Below are 22062 nucleotides of genomic sequence, written 5' to 3'. Positions count from 1 at the left end.
GTTTTTTCTTGAGTCAATCGCCGTTATTAAATAGAAGTTAGAAAGGATCACAGATGTTATATTTTGATCATGCCGCAACCACACCAGCTAGTGCAGCCATTTTAGATACCTACAATCAAGTCGCTCAAAAATACTTTGCTAACCCCTCAAGCGCCCATAAATTAGGTCAAGAAGCTAATAGCCTTTTAAATAATGCTAGGCGACAAATTGCTGACATATTGCATTTTAAAAGTAATGAAGTCTTTTTTACTTCATCGGGAACCGAGTCTAATAACTGGACACTTCAAAGTATTCTATCAGCTCATGCTAATCTTCATCCTAATAAGCGTCAAGTTATTTTATCTGCTATTGAGCATCCTTCTATACGTTCACAAATTGATCATTTAAGAATGAGAGGTTTTGAAGTATTGTTGGCACCGGTCGATCAGAATGGTCAATTGGATATAAAAAGCTTTGAAAATTTACTGAGTGACCAAGTGTTATTTATCTCGACCATGTTAGTGAATAATGAGGTAGGATCTTTATTGCCGATTGAACAATTAGCAAAAAAATTAGAAGCTTATCCTCAAGTTCTCTGGCACGTTGATGCTGTTCAAGCAATAATTTGTAGGATGAAAGCTATGCATCAAAGTAGAATTGATTTAATAACTCTTTCTAGCCACAAATTTCACTCGGTAAGAGGAGTCGGACTCTTAGCTATTCGCCAACGCGTCACTAAAGCACCTTTATTATTTGGAGGTGGCCAAGAATTTGGCATGCGTTCTTCTACTGAAAACTTACCAGCTATCGTGGCAACGGCTAAAGCTTTAAGATTAGCTTGGGAAGCTCAAGCAGAAAGTAATAAACGTTTATATCATTATCGCAATCTAATAACTAAAGCACTTAAGGAAAATAATTGGCAAGTATTTGGTGGTAGTAAAGAGCAAGTGAGTCCGCATATTATATGTGCAGCCTTTCCAAATGTTCCAGGTGAAGTGTTGCTTCAAGCTTTTTCCAATGCTGATATTATGATTTCGACAACTTCTGCTTGCTCTAGTCGTAAGAAAAATGATCACCATACACTTAAAGCAATGGGAATTGATGAAAGTGTAGCCCATTCTTCGATAAGAATTTCTTTTTCGCAGACAACCAGTCAAGCAGAAATAGATCAATTAGTTGAAAAAATTACTGAGATTTCGACACAGTTTAAGCAAGATTTGAAAGGGGCTTAAAAGATTGAAAGAGATGTTAATTCACTACGGGGAGCTCTCAACAAAAGGGCGTAACCGTAAAATGTTTCAAAATAAAATTGCTGAGCATATACGCTATAAAACCAAACATTTAGAGAAAATTAAAATTCATGCACATCATGATTTCATGCATCTTTATTGGCATGAAACAGCTTACGATGAACTGATTGAAATAATTAAAATAATTCCAGGAATTCAAAGGTTTGAACCCGTTTTTCCAGTTGAAAAGGATCTTCAAGTAATTGGTGAAAAGGCTCTTGAACTTTTTGCTGAGGTAAATGCTCAACCAGGTGATAGTTTTAAAGTAATTGCTAAGCGATCCGATAAAAGCTTTGAACATGATAGTATAACAATTCAAAGAGAAATAGGGGGTATCATTCTACAAGCCTATCCGGAATTAACGGTTGATTTGAAAAAAGCTAAACACAAAGTGGTTGTATCAATTCACCAAGATATAGCCTATCTTAGCTTAAAAAATTATCCTGGTATGGGAGGTTTGCCCTATGGTTCAAGTGGGAAAGGCTTATTAATGCTTTCGGGTGGGTTTGATTCACCTATTGCTGGTTATCAAATGATAAAAAGAGGCATGAAGTTGGAAATGGTTCATTTTGCCAGTCCTCCATATACTTCCATACAAGCACTTGAGAAAGCTAAGCGACTAACTGCAGTTTTAGCACAGTATGCTACAGATATAACTTTTCATGAAATTCCTTTTGTACATATACAATTAGCTATCCGTGAACATGTTCCCGATAATTTATCGATGACCATCATGCGTCGGATGATGTTGAGAGTCATGGATGCTTTATTAAAAGAACGAAAGGCTCGTGCAATTGTTAATGGCGAATCTTTGGGTCAAGTTGCCTCTCAAACTCTACAATCGATGCAAGTTATTAATGAAGTGACTAGTTCTTTAATTTTAAGACCTTTAATTGCGGTCGATAAAAATGATATAATAGCTATGGCTGAAACCATTGGAACTTACGATATTTCCAATGAGCCTTATGAAGATTGCTGTACGGTCTTTGCACCAAAGTCACCTTGGACTAAGCCCAGACTTCATACTGTTAAAGAGTATGAGGCTCTCTTGCCAATTGACCAACTAGTGAAAGAAGCCTTGGAAAATATCAAGACAAGTGAAATCGCAGCTAGTTATCAAAGCGAATCGGCTACAGCCTTCAATGATTTATTATAAGTTGTTGTCGCAAGAATTCATTAAGAAAGAGGAGTAATTATGACAGAAATTAAAACAATCAATACTGAAAAAGCACCAGCAGCAATTGGACCTTATTCTCAAGCTAAACAAGTAGGAGAGTTACTTTTCTGTTCAGGTCAAATTCCAATTAATCCATCTTCTGGAGAAGTAGAGGCCAATGATATCAAAGGTCAAACTAAACAAGTGATTGCAAACGTTGATGCTTTATTACAAGCAGCAGGATACGCTGCTGATAAAGTAGTTAAGACAACATGCTTCCTAGCAGATATGGGTGATTTCGCAGCCTTTAATGAAATTTATGCTGAATATTTCACATCCAAACCAGCTCGTTCAGCAGTGGCTGTTAAGACCTTACCTAAGAATGTTTTAGTAGAAATTGAAGTAATTGCTAGTCTATAATATATTATTGATTATAAAGAGCTGTCTCACGACTGATTTAAGCGGTCGTTGACAGCTCTCTTTTTAAAATTTAAAGGAGATTGAAAATAATGATCGAAAATCAGATTAAAGAATTTGCTCAAATCATTCAAGAAAGTCGTAAGATTGTCTTTTTTGGTGGAGCCGGTGTTTCAACCGCATCTGGTATTCCAGATTTTCGTTCTGCAGATGGTTTGTTTATGCGAGAAAATAATTATCAATATTCAGCGGAAGAAATTATCTCGCATTCCTTCTATCAACAACATCCACAAATCTTTTTTGAATATTATTTTGATCACTTAGTTTATCCAGAGATAAAGCCCAACCTTGCTCATACTTTTCTAAAAGAATTGGAAGATCAAGGAAAGAAAGTCACAGTTGTCACCCAAAATATCGATGGCCTCCACCAAAAGGCTGGTTCTAGTCGAGTCTTAGAACTTCATGGATCTGTCTTAGACAATTATTGTACTCAATGTGGTAGTTACTATGCTTTGGATGAATTAGAAAAAGATGCTCAAGGCATTCCGCGCTGTTCGAAAGATCAAGCGATTGTTAAGCCAGACGTAGTTCTTTATCAAGAAATGCTAAATGAAGATATTATTAATCAATCCATCCAAGTCATTAGTCAAGCAGACCTCATGATTATCGCAGGTACTTCTTTAAATGTTTATCCAGCTGCTTCATTTGTTCATTATTTTAGAGGAGATTCTCAAGTAGTGATCAATAAGACACCGATTATTACAAGTGATCCTAATGCTTTAATCTTTCAAGAGAAGATTGAGAATGTTTTTAAAGCTGTAAAACAATTCATGGAAAATCATGTCTAAAAACATAAGACCTTGTTCAAAGCTGTAAAGAATGATAAAATAAGTCCAACTTAAATTTTAATTTGACTAAGAAGAGAAGAGTAGTTCATCACTATGCAGAGAGGAAACCTTGCGCTGAAAGTTTCTCGATGAATGAAGGTAGCTTGGAGTCATAAGACATGAGAAATCAAAAAATAGTGTCTTACGGAGTATACTTCGTTAACAAGAATGAGTGATTAAGTAACTTCTTTACTTGATTAAATTTAGGTGGTACCACGTGAATGACGTCCTATGCAATGCATAGGATTTTTTTTATGAAAATGATTTAAGGAAGGTGTAACTATGGGAGAAAATACGAAACAAATGCCAAGTAAGTACCAACCCCAAGAGGTTGAAGCAGGTAAGTATCAAAAATGGATAGAGCAAGGTGTATTTAAGCCTTCAGAAGATTCTAAGGCAGAACCTTATTCGATTGTTATTCCACCACCTAATGTAACGGGTAAATTACATTTAGGTCATGCTTGGGATGTTACTTTGCAGGATATGATTATCCGCTCTAAAAGAATGCAAGGCTATGATACTTTATGGTTACCTGGTATGGACCACGCTGGAATTGCGACTCAGGCTAAAGTGGAAGCGCGTTTAGCAGAAGATGAAAACTTGAGTCGTTATGATTTAGGTCGTGAAAAATTCCTAGAAAAAACTTGGTCTTGGAAAGAAGAATATGCAACCATTATTCGCCAGCAGTGGGGTAAAATGGGGGTTTCAGTAGACTATTCCCGCGAACGTTTTACGCTAGATGAAGGGTTAAATAAGGCTGTCAATAAAGTTTTCGTTAAACTTTATGAAAAAGGTTTAATTTATCGAGGGGAATACATTATTAATTGGGACCCTAAAGCTCGCACAGCCTTATCTGATATTGAAGTAATCCATAAAGATGTTCAAGGTGCTTTTTATCATGTCAATTATCCAATTGTTGGTAGTAATGAAGTTGTTCAAATCGCTACAACACGTCCTGAAACACTTTTAGGCGATACAGCGATTGCGGTTCATCCCGCTGATGAGCGTTATCAACATTTGATCGGTAAAAAAGTCTTATTACCATTAATGAATCGTGAAATCCCTGTCGTTGCAGATGAATATGTAGACAGAGAATTTGGGACAGGTGTAGTTAAAATTACGCCGGCTCATGATCCAAATGACTTTGAAGTGGGTAATCGCCATAACTTACCACGTATTAATGTGATGGAAAAAGATGGAAGCATTAATGAGCTAGGTGGAAAGTATGCTGGCATGGATCGCTTTGACGCACGCAAGCAAATTGTTAAAGATCTAAAAGAACAAGGATATTTAGTTAAGATTGAAGAGCATAAGCATTCAGTGGGCCATTCTGAGCGTTCTGGGGCGGTCGTAGAGCCTTACCTATCTACTCAGTGGTTTGTCAAGATGAAGCCTTTAGCAGAGCAAGCTTTGGCCAATCAGGAAACAGATCAAGCTGTTGAATTTTATCCACCACGTTTCAACCAAACTTTCCAAAGTTGGATGGAAAATGTGCATGATTGGGTTATTTCGCGTCAACTTTGGTGGGGACATCAAATTCCAGCTTGGTACCATAAAGAAACTGGCGAGATATATGTCGGTGAGCAAGCACCAAGTGATGAAGAAAACTGGTTAAGAGATCCGGATGTTTTAGATACTTGGTTCTCATCTGCTTTGTGGCCATTTTCTACCATGGGTTGGCCAGAAGAAGGACATGATTATCAACGCTATTTCCCAACCAGCACCTTAGTAACTGGTTATGATATTATTTTCTTCTGGGTATCACGCATGATCTTCCAATCCTTAGAGTTTACGGGCAAACGTCCTTTCCAAAATGTTCTTATTCATGGTTTAATTCGTGATAGTGAAGGACGTAAAATGTCAAAATCACTAGGCAATGGAATTGACCCGATGGATGTTATTGATGAGTATGGGGTGGACTCACTTCGCTGGTTCTTAGCCACAGGATCGACTCCAGGACAAGATGTTCGTTACTCCACTGAAAAAATGGGAGCAGCTTGGAACTTCATTAATAAAATTTGGAATGCTTCGCGTTATGTTTTGATGAATGTTGGCGACTTGACGATTGAAAATCTGAAAATAAGTGAAGATTTGACACTTGCCGATCAGTGGATTCTTTCACGTTTACAAACAACGATTGAAGAAGTGACACGTTTATTTGAACGTTTTGAATTTGGCGAAGCTGGTAGAGTCTTATATCATTTCATTTGGGACGATTATTGTGACTGGTATATCGAAATGACCAAGGAACAGCTTCAAGACCAAGACCACGATCATTTAACCACTAAATCAGTGTTAATTTATGTCTTGGACCAATTCTTACGTCTCTTACATCCAATTATGCCGTTTGTAACTGAAGAAATTTGGCAACAAATCGCCCCGCAAGAAGCATCAATCGTTACAGCAACTTATCCAACTGTTAAGCAAGAATACAAAAATGACATCGCTGAAAAACAAATGCAGGAACTGATTGAAGTGATTACAGCAGTGCGTCAAATTAGAAATGAAATGAATACACCATTATCTAAAGCTTTAACAATGATTATTAAGGTTCAAGATCAAAGCATTGAGGAAAGTTTAGAAAGCAACCGGGCTTACATTAATCGCTTCTGTCACACAGATCACTTAGAAATTGCCTCAAATCCCGAAATAGAAGGTGAGATGGTTACACAGACACTCTCATTTGCTCAAATTTTCATTCCATTAGCTGGATTAGTTAAGATCGAGGATGAGATTAAGCGTTTGGAGCAAGAAGTGACTAAGTTAGAAAAAGAAGTGGAACGTCTTGTGAAGAAACTTTCCAATCAAGGATTCGTTGCTAAAGCACCTGCTCAAGTGGTTGAAGGAGAACGCATTAAATTAACTGACTATGAACAACAGTTAAAAGCTGTACAAGTAAGAATTGAAGAATTAAAACCATTAATCTAAATAGTTAGAAAATGAGGAATTAAAATGACATTTACAAATGTTGATGAGGCTACCCATTGGTTATTAAATCAAATCAATCCTATTCCAAGACCTGATATGACTAAAATCTATCAAGCTCTGGAATTTGTGGGAAATCCTCACCGAGGTCTACCAATCATCCATATTACGGGAACAAATGGCAAAGGATCAACGGTGGCTTATTTAAGAGATTTACTATCTAGTCAGGGGTTTAAAGTTGGTTCTTTTACTTCGCCGCATATTGAACGATTTAATGAACGAATTACTTTTGATGGCCAACAAATTAGTGATAAAGCGCTCATTCGTTTAACTAATCAATTGGTTGAATTGAATGAGTATATGGAAGCCAACTCTCCTTATGGTCGTTTAATTTATTTTGAGTTATTTACCATCATGATGTGCCTATATTTTCAAGAAAAAAAGCCCGATGTTTGTTTAATTGAAGCAGGAATCGGAGGGATGTCAGACAGTACCAATGTTCTGGACGGCGAGATTGCAGTCATTACTTCGATTGGTATGGATCACGCCGACATGTTAGGAGATACCTTAGAATCCGTTGCGCTTGAAAAAGCGGGCATCATCAAATCACAAAAAGAAGTTGTCACAGGTCTTATTCAGAAAAGTCCTTTAAGCATCATTGACAAATGGGCAGATGCTCGCAAGGCTGACCACCATTCCTATGACCAAACATTCGGGGTGAAAAACATTAATAAGCTAAGCCCTTTTAAGACTCAATTCCAATTTTGGACTGACAGTCAAGTGATTCCACAAGCAAATTTTGAAATAAATATGGTGGGTGATCACCAAGTGAGAAATGCGGCGGTTTCTTTAGAAGTGTTTGTTTCATGGATGGCTCATCGAAATAAAACGATTGATTGGGCTAAAGCAAGAATAGCTCTTCAAAAAACTAAGTGGATAGGTCGATTAGAAAAAATTTCCGAAAATCCTTATATCTTTTTAGATGGTGCGCATAATATGGAAGGTCTGACCGCACTGAAGCGTGTGGTTGATGAAAATTTTTCTGATTTTGAGATCACCATCATCTATGGTGGCTTAAAAAAGAAAAATCAAGCAGAGCAAATTCCATTGTTATTAAAATTTCATGCTGAAAGAGTTTACTTAACATCCTTCCAACATTTTGAAGCGATGAAAGAAAAAGAGTTTGAAGAAATATTACAAGCAGAAACCATTACTATTCGTCAGAAAGCTCATTACGTGGATGATTGGAAAGGTTGGATGAATCATTATCGATTAAACAATCAAAGTAATAAGCAGGCTCTCTTATTAATTACGGGCTCTTTATACTTTGTCTCAGAAGCTAGAGCTTACCTCTTGGCTAACTAAAGCAATTATTTTTTTGATTGAACTCAAGCACTTTTCCTTCTCACTTCTTGTATTTATTGATACGAGCAGTAAGGGGGAATTCTTTTGCCATCAACTAGTTCTTGTATACGTGAAATGACTCAACAAGACCAGCCGCGTGAACGTCTCATTCAATACGGAGCTAAAAATTTAGCCAATCATGAATTGTTAGCTATCCTTCTTAGAACAGGAAGTAAACAAGAAAATGTTCTAAACTTAGCTATTCGTCTTCTTAGTCATTTTGAACCACTTAATACCTTAAAACTTGCCTCACTTAATGAACTTCAATCCATTAAAGGGATTGGTCCCACTAAAGCAATTGAGATAAAAGCAGCGATTGAGTTTGGTAGCAGAGTACAAGATTCTCAGCTTCAAAAACAGGGCGTCCTAACTTCTACTTCTCAAGCCGGCCAATGGCTAATTAAAGAGATGGGGGACCTTCATCAAGAACATCTCATCGCTCTTTTTTTAAATAGTAAGAACGAAATTATTAAAAAACAAACAGTTTTTATCGGTTCGGTCAACAGTTCGGTAGCCTGTCCAAGAGAAATTTTTAAAGAAGCGGTAAAATATCCAACTGCAAGGTTAATTATTGCTCACAACCATCCTTCTGGTAATCCAGACCCTTCGCAAGCTGATTTACAATTTACCAAGCGAATGATTGCATGTGGTGAGATGATGGGGATTGAGCTATTAGATCATTTGATTATTGGAAATAATCGTTATTTAAGTTTACGTGAAGCGAGTGATTGTTTTATTTAGCAGTCCTCTTTTTCCTTAATGAAATATAATAAAATTTCTGAAAACTATTGAAATAGTTTGACTAACTATGTTAAAATCTAGATGTGTTTTTGTAAGGGGTATCATAGTTTGGAAATTCCACTTCGTACCAAGAGCAAGAATATAATTAATACAGGTGCTTAGGCACGAGGAGGATAATTGTAAATGGAACAAGGTACAGTAAAATGGTTTAACGAATCTAAAGGTTTTGGCTTTATCGAACGTGAGGGTGATTCAGACGTATTTGTACACTTCTCAGCTATTCAAGGTGAAGGTTTCAAAACTTTAGCAGAAGGACAAGCAGTTCAGTTTGAAGTTGAAGAAGGCGCACGCGGACCTCAAGCAGCTAATGTTGAAAAATTAGCTTAATTTTTCGATAAATTTATAAAATTTAATCACAAAACACCGTAAGGTAAAAAATACCTTTCGGTGTTTTTATTTTTGAAAGAGGTTCTCGCGACTGGATTTTTATTCAGAGAACCCTTCATAATTTACTAAAATTTAAAATTCATTGATAAAGAAGGGGTACGCTAGTTTTTAATCTTTTTTTTTGCTATAATTTACAAAGCTATTGCTATTATTTGAAAGGCGGATGAATGCATGGGAATCTTTGGCAAACAGCAAATAGGAATTGATTTAGGCACTTCGACAACCATCATTTATATTGCGCGAAAGGGTATCGCTTTGCGCCAACCCTCCATAGTAGCAGTTGACAAAGATTCTGGGGAAGTAGTTGCCTATGGAAAAGAAGCGTCCAAATTGGTAGGTAGAACTTCTGAACGTTATGAAATGATCTATCCCATTCGTAAGGGAGTTATCGCAAACTTCTCAATGACCAAAATGATGTTGGACCATTTTATTACTCAAGCCTTGCGCCATTCCTTATCTAAACCAGAAGTTGTCATTAGTTCGCCCAGTCAAATTTCTAAAGTAGAAAGAAAGGCACTGATTGATGCAATCAAATCATTAGGAATTAACCGAGCGATGATTGTTGAAGAAGCTTTTGTTGCAGCTCTAGGAGCTAATCTAGCTATTGAAGAAGCAAGAGGAAAAATGATTGTAGATATTGGTGGGGGTACTACCGATATCGCTACTTTATCCTATGGGGAGATTGTTGATTCATTAACTCTTAACGCAGCTAGCAATAAAATGAATGAAGAAATTCAATCTCAAGTCCGCCAAGAACATAATTTGATTATAGGAAGTTATACAGCAGAAACTTTGAAAATAGTGATAGGGGAAGCCCTTTATGATCCTAAAGAAGAAAATGATCATTTGATTGTAAAAGGTAGAGATGCCATATCTGGTGTTCCCAATGAAGCCAAAGTATCTACTCAGACAGTTGCAAAAGCGATAGATGTGTTAATTCATCAAATTGTTTTAGGCATGAAACAAGTTTTAGAATTAACACCTCCTGAGTTATCCGCAGACATAATGGAAACGGGTATAGTTTTAACCGGTGGCGGTTCTTTACTTAAACATTTACCGGAACGATTTGAGAAAGAGTTAGGTGTTCCAGTTCGTAGGGCTGATTTACCAATCGATTGTGTGGCTATGGGGGTAGGTCGTATGTTTAATGAGTTGAATCGTCAATCGTCAGCGATTGAGCGGAGTTTAAGATAATTGTTTACTAGTAGAAAGAAGGCAAAATATGCTTAATAATAAGAAGTTAATTGGAATTCTTCTGGGGGGAATTGTAATTAGCAGTTTAATCGCCTATTCTCTTTTCAATAGTACGAATAATGTGGTTAAAACGGCTGTTAATGAAACAATCTCATGGACCGGTAGAGTTTTTTCTGAGCCAGTAAGCATGGTGGTTCAGTTTGTAAACTCTGTGGACGATTTAGTAAATACCTTTGAAGAAAATGAAGCACTTAAATTAAAAATTGATAAATCTTATGAAATGCAGGTTCGAATTGCTGATTTGGAGACTGAAAACGAGAAACTACGTCAAGAACTTGATTTGTCGGAAACACTCTCCAAATTTACCAGCATTCATGGAACCGTAATTTCAAGAAATCCTGACCAATGGACGGAGACCCTTATTATCAATTTAGGGTCCAAGCATGGTGTTGAAGAGAATATGGCTGTCATGGCAGGAAATGGTTTGATTGGACGTATAATTGAGGTTTATCCCTCATCTTCTAAGGTCCTATTATTAACCAGCAACCAATCCAAAGATGGTTTGGTATCAGCTCGGGTACAAACAGATAAAGATGGTTCGTCCGCAATTGGTGTTATCAGTGATTATGATCCCAAGGATAAAGAATTCTTAATGACTCAAGTTTTACCAGATGCTAAAGTAAAAGCGGGAGATATGGTGATTACTTCTGGCTTAGGAGGAGTAATACCTTCTTCACTCTTTATTGGAGAAGTTACCCAAACAGAAATGGATGCCCAAGGATTGTTCCAAACGGTAAGGGTGAAACCGGCTGGAGAGATGACTGATATTCGATTTGTAACAGTGATCTTACGTGAAGGAGCTCAGCAGGATGAATAATTTTTCGACTAAATTTGGCTATCAAAGAGAAAGAAAAATTGTGGGTATTGTTCCACTTGTCTTACTCTTTGCCTTAGTAATTGATTCGGCCTTGCCTTCTATATTTCCTACAGCCTTTCTAGGAAATGAACAAATCATAGTTTCACATTTGCTACTCTATTTTATAGTGACCTTTGCCTTTTATTTGAGGAATTCTTCAATAATGATTTATGCCTTTTTCATAGGACTATTAGCAGATGCTTATAATTCGACAATTCTAGGCCTTTACGCCATTCTTTATTTTCTAATCGCATACTTTATTCTTTCAATCAGGCGTCACTTTCCACGCAATGCTATTATCCATATGATGTTATTTATCGTCTCAATAACTATTATAGATTTCATCGTTTATGTTTTTTACCAACAAGTGGGATTAAGTAAACTTATCTTTGAAGATTATGTTTTAATGCGCTTAGGACCGACTTTAATCTTTAATACAGCCTTAACGTTCTTTATGTATTTCCCTAATCGGATTCTTGTAAGGTGGTTAGGCTATGATGACCATATTATCTTTTAAAAAAGAATCGGGAATAACTTCCCGATTCTTTTTATGCGTTCGAAATAAAATGCTATAATTAAGAGAATAGTAAAACAAAAAAGGAGGAATTACTATGTCAGTCAATCAATCTTTATTAAAAGATGATTTATACCAAGCGGTAAATGGAGAATGGCTAAAAGAAGCAGTCATACCCGATGATCAACCTTCTACTGGTGGGTTTTCAACGCTAGCAGATCAAGTAGAAGACTTATGCTTAGATGAAACAAAGAAATTAGCAGCGGGTGAACTATCAGTTACCGATCCAGCAATGTTGGAATATATTAAGTTGTTCCAGCAAGCTACCGATTATCAAAAGCGAGAAGTTGAAGGTTTTGATCAAGCTAGAGCCCTATTAGAACGAATCCTCAATCAAGAAGACTATCAAGGACTTAATCAAGAAATCGTAGCCATGTTGGAACATAGCTTACCCTCATTGATTCAATTAACGGTTGAACCGGATATGAAAGATGCTAACCACCATGCTTTATATTTAGATGTACCTCAAATGATTTTACCAGACACACCATACTATGAGGCTGATAATGAAACAGGCCAAGAATTATTAAGAATATACCAAGAACAAAGTGTCGCTCTACTTGTTAAGTTGGGCTATCAAGAAGAGGAAAGCCAACAGTGGGTCAAGGATTGTCTCGCTTTTGATCAAACCTTGGCTAAGTATCAAAAAACAAAAGAAGAATTGGCTGATTATACCAAAAATTACAACCCTCGTTCGATAGAAACAATCGAAGGTTACAGTCAAAATATTGATCTGAAAAGGATTATTCAAGAGTGCTTGGACACAGTTCCCAACCAGGTAATTGTGACTCAGCCTCAATTCTTTGAAAAGCTATCACAGCTTGTGACCGACAATAATTTTAATCAAGTAAAGGCTTGGCTTTTAGTAAAAACGGTTAATACTTTTTCTGAAGTTTTGAGTGAAGAAATGCGTATTATTGGCAGTCCATTCATACTTGCCTTATCGGGCATACCTCAAGTAATAAAAAAAGATAAGCATAATTTTTATCTAGTTAATGATCTTTTTGAACAGGCTTTTGGTGTTTACTATGGTAAAAAGTTTTTTGGTATAAAAGCACGCCAGGATGTTGAAGGTATGATTAAGGCAATGATTAAAGTCTATCAAGAAAGATTGTCTAATAATCAGTGGTTAAGTCAAGAGACTATTGATTTAGCGATTAGAAAACTTGATCGAATTGCCTTCTTAGTGGGTTTCCCTGATGACTATCCTGCTTATTATAAAGATTTAAAAGTGGATGCTGATCAGACTTACTTTAAGAACTTTCTTTCATTAAAGAGAGTGCATCAATTGGAACAATTTTCACAATTCGGGCAAGCTGTCGATCGTAATAAATGGTTGATGCCTGCCAATCAGGTCAATGCCTATTATAATCCAACCTCTAATAACATTTGTTTCCCTGCCGCCATTCTACAGTCACCTTTCTATAGCTTGGATCAATCCAGAGCAGCAAACTATGGAGGGATTGGTGCAGTGATTGCTCATGAGATTTCTCATGCTTTTGATAACAATGGGGCTAAAATTGATGAGGATGGTAATCTAAATAATTGGTGGACGGATGAAGATTTTGAAGCCTTTGATGCCAAAGCCCAAGCCATGATTCAACAATGGGATGGCCTGCCGTTTCGCGAAGGAAAAGTCAATGGTAAATTAACTGTTTCAGAAAATATTGCCGACGGTGGTGGCTTAACAGCAGCTTTAACCGCTTTAAAAAATGAAGGGGAGAAAGATTATAAAGATTTCTTCATTAACTGGGCACGTGTATGGTGTGAGAAAGCACGATTAGACTATGAAATGATGCTCTTGCAAATTGATGTCCATTCGCCAGCTGAATTACGTGCGAATGTCGCGGTTAAGAACCTCGATGAATTTTACGAAACATTTGCGATTAAAGAGGGGGATGGTATGTGGATGGCCCCTCAAGATCGTGTTCAGATTTGGTAAACATTTACTAGTTAGAATTCCTAAGAAATATTGACACTTAAGAGTAATTCTGTTATCATACTAATGTTGTATTTGTGTAGCACCACAACTGCAACCGCTCATCCTTGAGTTTAAGTGCGCAAGCCACTCAAGTTGGCGAGTCTAAGTGTAGGTATTTATACCGAAAATCTAATAATAGGAGGTGCTTGAATGTACGCAATTATTAAAACAGGCGGCAAGCAAATTAAGGTAGAAGAAGGACAAACAATCTTCGTTGAGAAGTTAGACGTTGCTGAAGGTGACAAAGTAACTTTTGATGAAGTAGTTTTAGTAGGTGGCGAAGGTGAAACAAAAGTAGGTTCACCATTAGTTGCTGGAGCTTCTGTTGAAGCAACTGTTGAGAAGCAAGGACGCGAAAAGAAAGTAGTTACTTTCAAATATTTACGTCGTAAAGATTCTCACCGTAAGCAAGGACACCGTCAACCATACACTAAATTAACTGTTAACGCTATTAAGGCTTAATCATGATTCAAGTACAAATCAGCCTTTCAAAAGGTGGTCAAGAAGTTAAAGAAATCGAAATGACTGGACATGCTGGTTATGGTGAACATGGACAAGATATTGTCTGTGCCGCAGTATCTAGTCAAGTTATTTCAGTTGAAAACTCACTTTACCAACTATTGCAAGTGCCGGTAGATACCACTGTTAATGAAGTTGAAGGTGGTTATCTAAAACTCGTACTACCATCGATTGAACAAAAAAAGTTAAAACATGATGTGCAACTTTTGCTGCGTCATTTAATTTTAGCTTTAGAAGTTACAGAACAAGCTTATCCCGAATATATCCAGATTAAACAAACTATACTATAGGAGGTGCTCTCTATGTTGAAATTAGACTTACAACTATTCGCTACTAAAAAAGGTGGAGGTTCTACTCAGAACGGTCGTGATTCAATTGCTAAGCGTTTAGGCGCTAAAGTTGGCGACGGTGAAGAAGTAACAGGTGGATCTATTATCTACCGTCAACGTGGAACAAAAATCCATCCAGGAGAAAATGTTGGACGCGGAGGCGATGATACATTATTCGCTAAAATCGATGGTATCGTTAAATTCGAACGTAAAGGTAAAAAAGCTAAGAAAGTTTCTGTTTACCCAGTAGCTGTTGAGGCTTAATCGAATTCATTACTTAAACTAAAAAACAGACCTAGCCAGTTAGCTAGGTCTGTTTTTTAATTTAGATTTAGATAAAGGTGAAACTAGGACTGAAAATAGTCGAAAAGAATTCTAATGATAAAACCAGTTAAGAGAGGAAGTTCAATTTCATTAGTAAATCCTTTCTTTTTAATTATTTGGATTACCGCTAGGACGAGTGCTAACATAAAAAAGAGCAAGCCCATAGCAAATAGTATCATCGTAAGTTTTGAAAAAAGCGTAAAAAGAGGATTGGGATAGGCTATTTTAGCAACAATGACTGTTAAGAAAGGAATAAAGCCTAGTATAAAAGTAATGATATAAATTTTACGAAAAAGCTTTAAATAGCGTTCGGTTTTTGAGTTTTGCATAAATAACCTCCTTAAAGGCGTCTTTACTTATATCTTAGTAAAAACGCCTTTTAATTGCAAAATAGATTAAAAGGATTCTTTAATTTCAATGACTTAAATCTAAAAACTTATGATACGCTTTAGGAAAATCAATACGAAAGAGGGAGTCCGTTTGACCAGTGTTTAGGTCATAATAACCATAATATTTATTAGTGAAGTCATTTAAGGCTAAAAGTGTTTTTCCTTCTTTGTTGTGATCAATAACTTGAATGTCAATCCAATCGTTCAATGATTCAAAATGTTCTAATGGGATTTCGTCTGTATAGCTTTGATCTTTTAAAGAGTAATAACCTAAATAATTTTTATCTTCCTGCAGTTCCAATACATAGAGCTTGTTAGAATCGGCGGTCAAAAGTTGAAAGCTACTCTTTTCAGGAGAATTAAATTCTAACTCCTGCCAAGCTTGCTCTTTAAAATCAAATATATAGAAGGGACCAGCCTGGCCGTCATCCATATAATAGGTAGTTTGAATAAAAGGCGCATCTATTGCAACCGCAGTGCTTTGAGAAGAATCACTAAACCATACATCTTTACTCAATTTTTCTTCTCCATAGGGTTGATAGCTTTCCTCATTAATTAGTTGATATTGGCTGTCCTTATCTACCTTATCTAACTGAAAGATTTCAAGTTTATTTTCCACGATATAGTTAGCATCATTACCGTTGCCAGATTCAATATTATAAACACACATCAGATAATACTTTCCGTCAACCAAACGGCTCTGAACATTTAGCAAAGAGGCTGATGTTTGATTTTGAGTGGAAGTCTTAATTAAAGGAACTTCTTTAATTATTTCTTTTTTGTTATTCTTATCTAAAAAATGGACTTTGACGGGCGATAAATCATTATTATAATAGTCACTTTCAATCCAGAAGTAATGGTCTTCGCCTTGAAAGACCTGATCAATGGAAGCTATTCTTTTAAAGAAACTAGGGACATCTTTAGCTAATTCTTCTAATTCAGTGTTGCCTTTAAAATCTTGGGTTGAAATGTTAAATTTAGATCGACTGAGTTGATAATCACCTTTTTTATTTTGGAACATTTTTTCTGGCAAACTGAAAATATTACTTTGAGCCTTTAAGTTTACGTATTCATCTGGAAGAAATTCGGGTGTATCTTTTCCTTCGATAGCCGTCAGTTTACCAACGATTGGTTGATTGAAGGCGTAATGACTAACTAAAAGTACAAGTAACCCGATGGCAATTACCGAAAAGTACTTAATCATCTGTTTAGAATAATTCATTTTTTACCTCCTTTAAATATGTAGATCTTTAGCAACTCTTTGGCAACCTATCCAGTAGGTGATTGCTCCAACAAAGATTGCAGCAAATGGAATGAACCTACCAAATTCAAGACTATAGGTTAGTATACCCCAATCCAGTATTTGGCCAGTCGCGTATAATAATACGAAAAAGAAAATTAAATATAAGAGAGACCATGCCCAGGTATAAGCGCGCTCTAGTATAACTAATAAAAAAGTGATGGGAATCAGACTCATCCAAGCTAAGAAATTAATTACCGATAGAATAATCGACTCAGTAAAAAAATATTTAAAATAAGAAAAATTTAACATCAGATAAAGTGGTATCTCGTTGGAATAGTTTTCTTGTAAGGTCAAATTTAAAATAAAATCTAGAAGAAATACCCATAAATAAACCGATAAAATACTTAATAAAAAGTAAAAAATAAGGCTTAAAAATTTAGCATGATAGAGGTTCGGCCGTTTAAAAGGTCCAGCTAACCAACGAGATATCATCTTACTTTGGCTAAACCAATCTTTTAACCATATTAAGAAAGCTGCTATAGCCATAGCGAGTATGCCAATTACGAAAGCAATATTTACGGCATTGAGTAAAACACCTGAATCGCTGATAATCTTTTGCTGAAGATTGCTTTGTATTTGGCTATTAATGCTAATTAAAGATAAGACAGAATAGATCAAGGCAACAATCATCCAGTATAATTTTTGCCGCTGTATTTCAAAATAAGTTAAACCGAGTAATTCTTTCATTTATCTTAACTCCTTTCTTAGCCATTCCACTAGAGATAGCTCTTCGTTTTCCCGCATATCTTCTAGATAGACCGACCGTTTAATCTGACCTTCACTGATCAAGACGGCTCGGTCAATAAAATGCTCGACATCATAAAGCTCATGCGTCGTTACTAACACACCGCAGTCTTTTTCAATAAAAGAGCCAAATAGTTCAAGTATTTGTTCCCGGCTGAACACATCAATACCGGCAAAAGGTTCATCCAACAAGAGATAATCGGCATCTAAAGCCAAGCCTAACATTAAGTTAAGTTTTGCTTGATTACCCTTGGAGAGTTCTTTGATACGCATATTATCTTCTAATTGGAAAAAATCTTGGATATCCTGCGCTCTTGCAGGGTTCCAAGCAGGGTAGAGGTTATACATAAACTCTTTACAAGCTTTAACGGTCATATTAGGTGGTAAATTCAAATGGTCTGGTACATGCCAAACTTTAGCCTTGCTATCTTCTAAGCTCTCGCCATTGACAGAGACTTGACCTTGAAAGGGTAATAGTCTAGCCAAGCAATTGATGAGAGTTGATTTACCTGTACCATTAATACCGATTAAGCCGGTAATCTCTCCCGGTTGGATTTCTAAATTAATATCTTTTAAGACATGGCGTTTACCATAGGACTTGTTTAAGTTTTGGATTTTAATCATGTTCAAGAACCTCCTTCTTGTTTTGATAAGTTTTGGTGATGCGTTGGATGACATCTTCTAATTGTAAATCCATTGGAATGAGTACATCGACTAAATTCTCGATAGCCTGATCAATGGATTCGTATTTCAGTTGAGTAATTAATTGAGTGTCTGTGGTTATTGTGCTAGGCCTTTGCGGTTGGGTAACAATCATGCCGAAGTCCTCCATTTCTTTAAATGCTTTTTGAACAGTATTCGGATTAACTTTCCATTCTTTTGCTAATTGTCTCCTTGAGGGCAATTGATAACCCGGAGTATATTTTCCAGTGATAATCTGCTCTTTTACCCAAGCAATAATTTGAGTATAGATGGGTAAATTGGATTCAAGTTTCATCATTTCACCTCCATAAAGGGATTTCTTATTTAACATGTGTACTACAACCGTAATACAGATTGTCTAAGTGTATTATACGAGCAATACACTTTTTAGTCAATGAGTCTTTGAGGAAAAATTTAAATAAAATGAATGGACCATTAAAATTCGACAAGGATTTAAGCAAAACGGAGTCAAAGCTATGGTATGATTAAGAAGTAATATTATTTATAAAGGGGGAATGTTATGGATTTACTAGTAGATAAATTAAAAGAAGTATTAGCCTCTGTACTTCCTATTATAGTGTTGGTCGTTATCATCTCCTTAACCATGGTCAATGTATCGGCTGATATGATGATTCGCTTTCTTATCGGGGCCGTACTATTGATTTTAGGGTTAACCATCTTTTTATTCGGCGTTGATGTCGGTATGGGACCGATAGGAGATTTGATGGGAAAAAGTGTGGCGGATGCACCGAATATTTGGGCAATCACAGGACTGGCTTTTGTAATTGGTTTTTCTGTCACAGTAGCTGAACCCGATTTACTCATCTTAGGGCAGCAAGTATCAGACGCTATGGGAGGGACCCTTTCTTCTGCTGTCATTGTAGCAATGGTCTCACTGGGTGTCGGATTTCTAATTGCTTTTGGTATCGTGCGGATTTTATCTTCCTTCTCGATTAAGTATTTTTTCTTCATAGCCTATGGTTTGATCGCCTTAATGGCTTTATTAGTTTCGAATGATTTTATTGCCATTGCTTTTGATGCATCAGGCGCGACGACAGGTGCCTTAACCACACCTTTTATCTTGGCGTTGTCAGCTGCTGTTTCCGCTCGTAAGGGTGGTCACATGGCTGAGGAGGATTCATTTGGCTTAGTAGGTGCCATGAGTGTCGGACCGATTTTAGCAGTTATTTTATTATCCGTTATTACGGGAGTGAGTTTCCAAGGGCAAGCGGAAGCTTATCGTTATACAGAGGGAATTGTTGCTCCATTCTTTTCAGCCATTGGACACACTTTGCTTGAATCTTTAATGGCTCTAACTCCCTTGGCTATTTTATTTTCCTTTATGAATTGGAAGCAATTCAAGCTTAAAAAGCGTGAACTCAAACGGATTATTAAAGGTGTCATATATACTTTAATTGGATTGGTCTTCTTTTTAATTGGCGTCAATCAAGGTTTTATGGATATGGGGCGTTTTTTAGGCAATATGTTAGCGCGTGATTATCAGGCTTGGTTACCCGTAATCGGTTTAATTATGGGCTTGGTGATTGTTTTAGCTGAGCCAGCCGTTCATGTATTGGGAGACCAAGTTGAAACGGTAACCGGTGGTTTTATTAAGAACAAGCTATTACTGGTCTTCCTATCCATTGGAGTAGGTCTAGCTGTTAGTGGGTCACTGATTCGTATTTTAGTTCCTAGTATTCAAATCTGGTATTATTTATTACCTGGCTTTCTTTTAGCCATCTGTTTATCATTCTTTGTAGATGATCTATTTGGTGGAATTGCTTTTGATGCGGGGGGAGTAGCCTCCGGACCGATGACTGCAACTTTTATCCTGTCCTTTGCTCAAGGGGCAGCCGATAGGATTCCAACCGCCGATGTGGTAACGGATGGCTTTGGTGTTATAGCGACAGTTGCAATGGCGCCAATCGTCATGATATTATTACTCGGAATCATCTATAAGTGGAAATTAAAACAACAAGAAATGGATTAGGAGGGAATTTATGCAGACAGTATTATTTTTTGCAATCGTTAAGAAGGGCACAGCCTCCTATTTTCTTGAACAAGCACGCAAGGCTGGTGCAACCGGTGGAACTATTTTTCGAGCAGAGGGAACCGTGGCCAATCCCTTCTTAGATTTATTAGGTTTGAATGATTCCAAGCGGGAAGCTTTATTGATGTTGGTCGATCATTCAAATGAAGAAAAAATTCACCAAGTTTTAACCGAAAAGTGTGAACTGCCTAAAAAAGGAAAGGGCATTCTCTTTTCAATCAATACAAGCAGTGTGTATGGCAGTCACCAGTTAATGCATGAATTTAATGAGGGAGATCAAGAAATGAGTAAATATCAATTAGTAGCTACAATTGTTGATCGTGATTCAGGAGATGAAGTAGTGGAAACGGCTCGTGCGGAAGGAGCAGGGGGAGCGACCATTCTTCACGGTCGTGGATTAGGTTCGAAGAAAGCTCCTAAGATATTTAATGTCCAAATTGAACCTGAGAAGGAACTTGTCTTAATGATTGTCGAAACGCAAAAAGTGCCTGAAATTATTGAAAAAGTTTCTAAAGCCATGGACATTGACCAACCTGGTAAGGGTATCCTCTTTACCATTGATGTTAACGATGTCAGCGGACTTTTCCAACAAATACAATAAATTTATTAAATTAAGACGAGTAAAAGGTAAGCTTTTACTCGTCTTTTCATTATGTTAACTTGCGCTAAATTATGCTTCTATCTCAACTTAAAAACAATCAAATAGGGCTATAACCATATAAGATTATTTGTATGCAAGAGAAGAATAATAAATAGCTTAACGATTAATGATAATTTACTAAGAATTTAAAAACCTATCTGAAAGGGATTACATTCTTCTAAAAAAGGGGGTATAATATCCTCGATAGTAAAGGAGTGTTGGTAATGGTAAAAAAAGTAATGGACTATTTTGAAATAACACCGAAAGGAATTTTTTATTCTGTTTTAATTATGACTCTAGGCTGTATTGTTTATGCCTATGGGGTCAATTATTTCCTAATTCCCAACCATTTTGGTAACGGTGGTGTGACGGGGGTTTCTATGTTAGCCTATTATTTAATGAAAATACCAACCGGTACAACCAATTTTATTGTTAATGCCATACTATTAGTAGTTGGCTGGAAGTACTTAAGTAAGCGAACCTTACTTTATACAATTTATGCTTCAACTTGTTTAAGTTTTTGTTTAAATGTTATTCAACCAGAACCTTATGTGGCAACCAATATCATTATTCCAGCTGCAGCTGGGGGGGTACTTTTAGGAGCAGGTATTGGTTTAGTGCTTAGAGGGAATGGAACAACTGCAGGGACTGATATTGTAGCAATGATTATGCAACAATACCTAGGCATCAGTTTTTCTGCCGGCTTGTTAATGTGTGATATGCTAGTCATTTTAGCTTCAAGTTTTATAATTGGAGTGGATATGACGATTGTGACCATCATGATGATGTTTATTGCTAGTCAGACTGTCAATTTCGTAACCGATGGGGTTAATCGCAGAAAGTCCGTGATGATATTCTCCTCTAAGAAAGAAGAAATTGCGGATAAAGTGATTAAAGAGATGGTACGCGGTATTACTGTATTTAGAGCTTATGGCTATTATTCCAAGCAAGAAAGGGAAGTCTTATTAGCAATAGTGAATCGTAATCAGGTGGTTCAATTACAACGATTAGTGACACAAATCGACCCCAAAGCATTTGTTACTATTTCAGACGTACAACAAGTGATTGGTGAAGGTTTTACCTTCTTCTCCTATGAAAGTCCACATAAAAATAAATACCAGTAAAAATAATAATTTACTGATTTAACTAGCT

Annotated in this window: 23 protein-coding genes and 1 other annotated feature; of the genes, 18 read left to right on the top strand and 5 right to left on the bottom strand. The window is 36.6% G+C overall.

Annotation, left to right across the window (positions count from 1 at the left end):
• The first annotated feature begins 53 nt into the window (after positions 1-53).
• From NW240_RS03915 to rpmA, 15 genes are all read left to right on the top strand, one after another.
• A complete protein-coding gene (locus NW240_RS03915; RefSeq protein ID WP_258436153.1) occupies positions 54-1211 on the top strand; it encodes a cysteine desulfurase family protein in 1158 nt (385 codons plus the stop codon).
• A gap of 13 nt (positions 1212-1224) precedes the next feature.
• Positions 1225-2424, top strand: coding sequence for a tRNA uracil 4-sulfurtransferase ThiI (gene thiI / locus NW240_RS03910; protein WP_258436272.1), 1200 nt, complete (start codon positions 1225-1227; stop codon positions 2422-2424).
• A gap of 39 nt (positions 2425-2463) precedes the next feature.
• Positions 2464-2844 carry a RidA family protein gene (locus NW240_RS03905; RefSeq protein ID WP_258436152.1) on the top strand — a complete coding sequence of 127 codons (381 nt, stop codon included), beginning with the start codon at positions 2464-2466 and terminating at the stop codon, positions 2842-2844.
• 89 nt (positions 2845-2933) lie between these two features.
• Positions 2934-3689 carry an NAD-dependent protein deacylase gene (locus NW240_RS03900; RefSeq protein ID WP_258436150.1) on the top strand — a complete coding sequence of 252 codons (756 nt, stop codon included), beginning with the start codon at positions 2934-2936 and terminating at the stop codon, positions 3687-3689.
• A gap of 321 nt (positions 3690-4010) precedes the next feature.
• Positions 4011-6656 (top strand): valine--tRNA ligase, encoded by a 2646-nt coding sequence (locus NW240_RS03895; protein WP_258436149.1) that lies wholly within the window; start codon positions 4011-4013, stop codon positions 6654-6656.
• A 24-nt stretch (positions 6657-6680) separates the two neighbouring features.
• Complete coding sequence (locus NW240_RS03890) at positions 6681-8018, top strand: folylpolyglutamate synthase/dihydrofolate synthase family protein (RefSeq protein WP_258436148.1); 1338 nt, start codon at positions 6681-6683, stop codon at positions 8016-8018.
• Positions 8019-8132: 114 nt separating this feature from the next.
• Positions 8133-8798 (top strand): DNA repair protein RadC, encoded by a 666-nt coding sequence (gene radC / locus NW240_RS03885; RefSeq protein WP_258436271.1) that lies wholly within the window; start codon positions 8133-8135, stop codon positions 8796-8798.
• Positions 8799-8981: 183 nt separating this feature from the next.
• Positions 8982-9185: a cold-shock protein gene (locus NW240_RS03880; protein WP_090290143.1), complete on the top strand. Its 204-nt coding sequence runs from the start codon at positions 8982-8984 to the stop codon at positions 9183-9185.
• Between the two features lie 231 nt (positions 9186-9416).
• Positions 9417-10439 carry a rod shape-determining protein gene (locus NW240_RS03875; RefSeq protein ID WP_258436147.1) on the top strand — a complete coding sequence of 341 codons (1023 nt, stop codon included), beginning with the start codon at positions 9417-9419 and terminating at the stop codon, positions 10437-10439.
• Between the two features lie 28 nt (positions 10440-10467).
• Complete coding sequence (gene mreC / locus NW240_RS03870; protein WP_258436146.1) at positions 10468-11316, top strand: rod shape-determining protein MreC; 849 nt, start codon at positions 10468-10470, stop codon at positions 11314-11316.
• On the top strand, positions 11309-11872 hold the full coding sequence (gene mreD, locus NW240_RS03865) for a rod shape-determining protein MreD (RefSeq protein WP_258436145.1): 564 nt from the start codon (positions 11309-11311) through the stop codon (positions 11870-11872). Before mreC ends, mreD begins: the two co-directional genes overlap by 8 nt.
• A gap of 94 nt (positions 11873-11966) precedes the next feature.
• Positions 11967-13871, top strand: coding sequence for a M13 family metallopeptidase (locus tag NW240_RS03860; RefSeq protein ID WP_258436144.1), 1905 nt, complete (start codon positions 11967-11969; stop codon positions 13869-13871).
• Positions 13872-13953: 82 nt separating this feature from the next.
• Positions 13954-14024 (top strand) — a sequence feature (ribosomal protein L21 leader region).
• Between the two features lie 36 nt (positions 14025-14060).
• Positions 14061-14372: a 50S ribosomal protein L21 gene (gene rplU, locus NW240_RS03855; RefSeq protein WP_258436143.1), complete on the top strand. Its 312-nt coding sequence runs from the start codon at positions 14061-14063 to the stop codon at positions 14370-14372.
• 2 nt (positions 14373-14374) lie between these two features.
• Positions 14375-14719, top strand: a complete 345-nt coding sequence (locus tag NW240_RS03850; protein ID WP_258436142.1) for a ribosomal-processing cysteine protease Prp — start codon at positions 14375-14377, stop codon at positions 14717-14719.
• Between the two features lie 12 nt (positions 14720-14731).
• Positions 14732-15022, top strand: coding sequence for a 50S ribosomal protein L27 (gene rpmA / locus NW240_RS03845; protein WP_090290150.1), 291 nt, complete (start codon positions 14732-14734; stop codon positions 15020-15022).
• Between the two features lie 83 nt (positions 15023-15105).
• Here the strand turns inward: rpmA and NW240_RS03840 are convergent, their stop codons facing one another.
• The 5 genes from NW240_RS03840 to NW240_RS03820 all read right to left on the bottom strand — a co-directional run bounded on the left by NW240_RS03840 (position 15106) and on the right by NW240_RS03820 (position 18515).
• Complete coding sequence (locus NW240_RS03840) at positions 15106-15411, bottom strand: hypothetical protein (protein WP_258436140.1); 306 nt, start codon at positions 15409-15411, stop codon at positions 15106-15108.
• Between the two features lie 85 nt (positions 15412-15496).
• The gene (locus NW240_RS03835) at positions 15497-16693 is read right to left on the bottom strand and encodes a hypothetical protein (protein WP_258436139.1); all 1197 of its coding nucleotides are present in this window, start codon (positions 16691-16693) and stop codon (positions 15497-15499) included.
• Between the two features lie 12 nt (positions 16694-16705).
• The gene (locus NW240_RS03830) at positions 16706-17461 is read right to left on the bottom strand and encodes a hypothetical protein (protein ID WP_258436138.1); all 756 of its coding nucleotides are present in this window, start codon (positions 17459-17461) and stop codon (positions 16706-16708) included.
• On the bottom strand, positions 17462-18142 hold the full coding sequence (locus NW240_RS03825) for an ATP-binding cassette domain-containing protein (protein WP_258436137.1): 681 nt from the start codon (positions 18140-18142) through the stop codon (positions 17462-17464).
• Positions 18135-18515: a GntR family transcriptional regulator gene (locus NW240_RS03820; protein WP_258436136.1), complete on the bottom strand. Its 381-nt coding sequence runs from the start codon at positions 18513-18515 to the stop codon at positions 18135-18137. The genes NW240_RS03825 and NW240_RS03820 overlap by 8 nt, the downstream gene beginning before the upstream one ends.
• A gap of 225 nt (positions 18516-18740) precedes the next feature.
• Here NW240_RS03820 and NW240_RS03815 point away from each other — a divergent pair, with 225 nt between their 5' ends.
• From NW240_RS03815 to NW240_RS03805, 3 genes are all read left to right on the top strand, one after another.
• The gene (locus NW240_RS03815; RefSeq protein WP_258436135.1) at positions 18741-20210 is read left to right on the top strand and encodes a DUF1538 domain-containing protein; all 1470 of its coding nucleotides are present in this window, start codon (positions 18741-18743) and stop codon (positions 20208-20210) included.
• A 10-nt stretch (positions 20211-20220) separates the two neighbouring features.
• The gene (locus tag NW240_RS03810) at positions 20221-20871 is read left to right on the top strand and encodes a P-II family nitrogen regulator (protein ID WP_258436134.1); all 651 of its coding nucleotides are present in this window, start codon (positions 20221-20223) and stop codon (positions 20869-20871) included.
• Between the two features lie 263 nt (positions 20872-21134).
• The gene (locus tag NW240_RS03805) at positions 21135-22034 is read left to right on the top strand and encodes a YitT family protein (protein ID WP_258436133.1); all 900 of its coding nucleotides are present in this window, start codon (positions 21135-21137) and stop codon (positions 22032-22034) included.
• Positions 22035-22062: the final 28 nt, after the last annotated feature.

Origin of the sequence: Facklamia sp. 7083-14-GEN3, assembly GCF_024742075.1 — a bacterium.
Classification (GTDB): Bacteria; Bacillota; Bacilli; order Lactobacillales; family Aerococcaceae; genus Facklamia.
The sequence above is the reverse complement of the archived record's forward strand: the minus strand, read 5'-3'. Positions and strand labels throughout refer to the sequence as shown.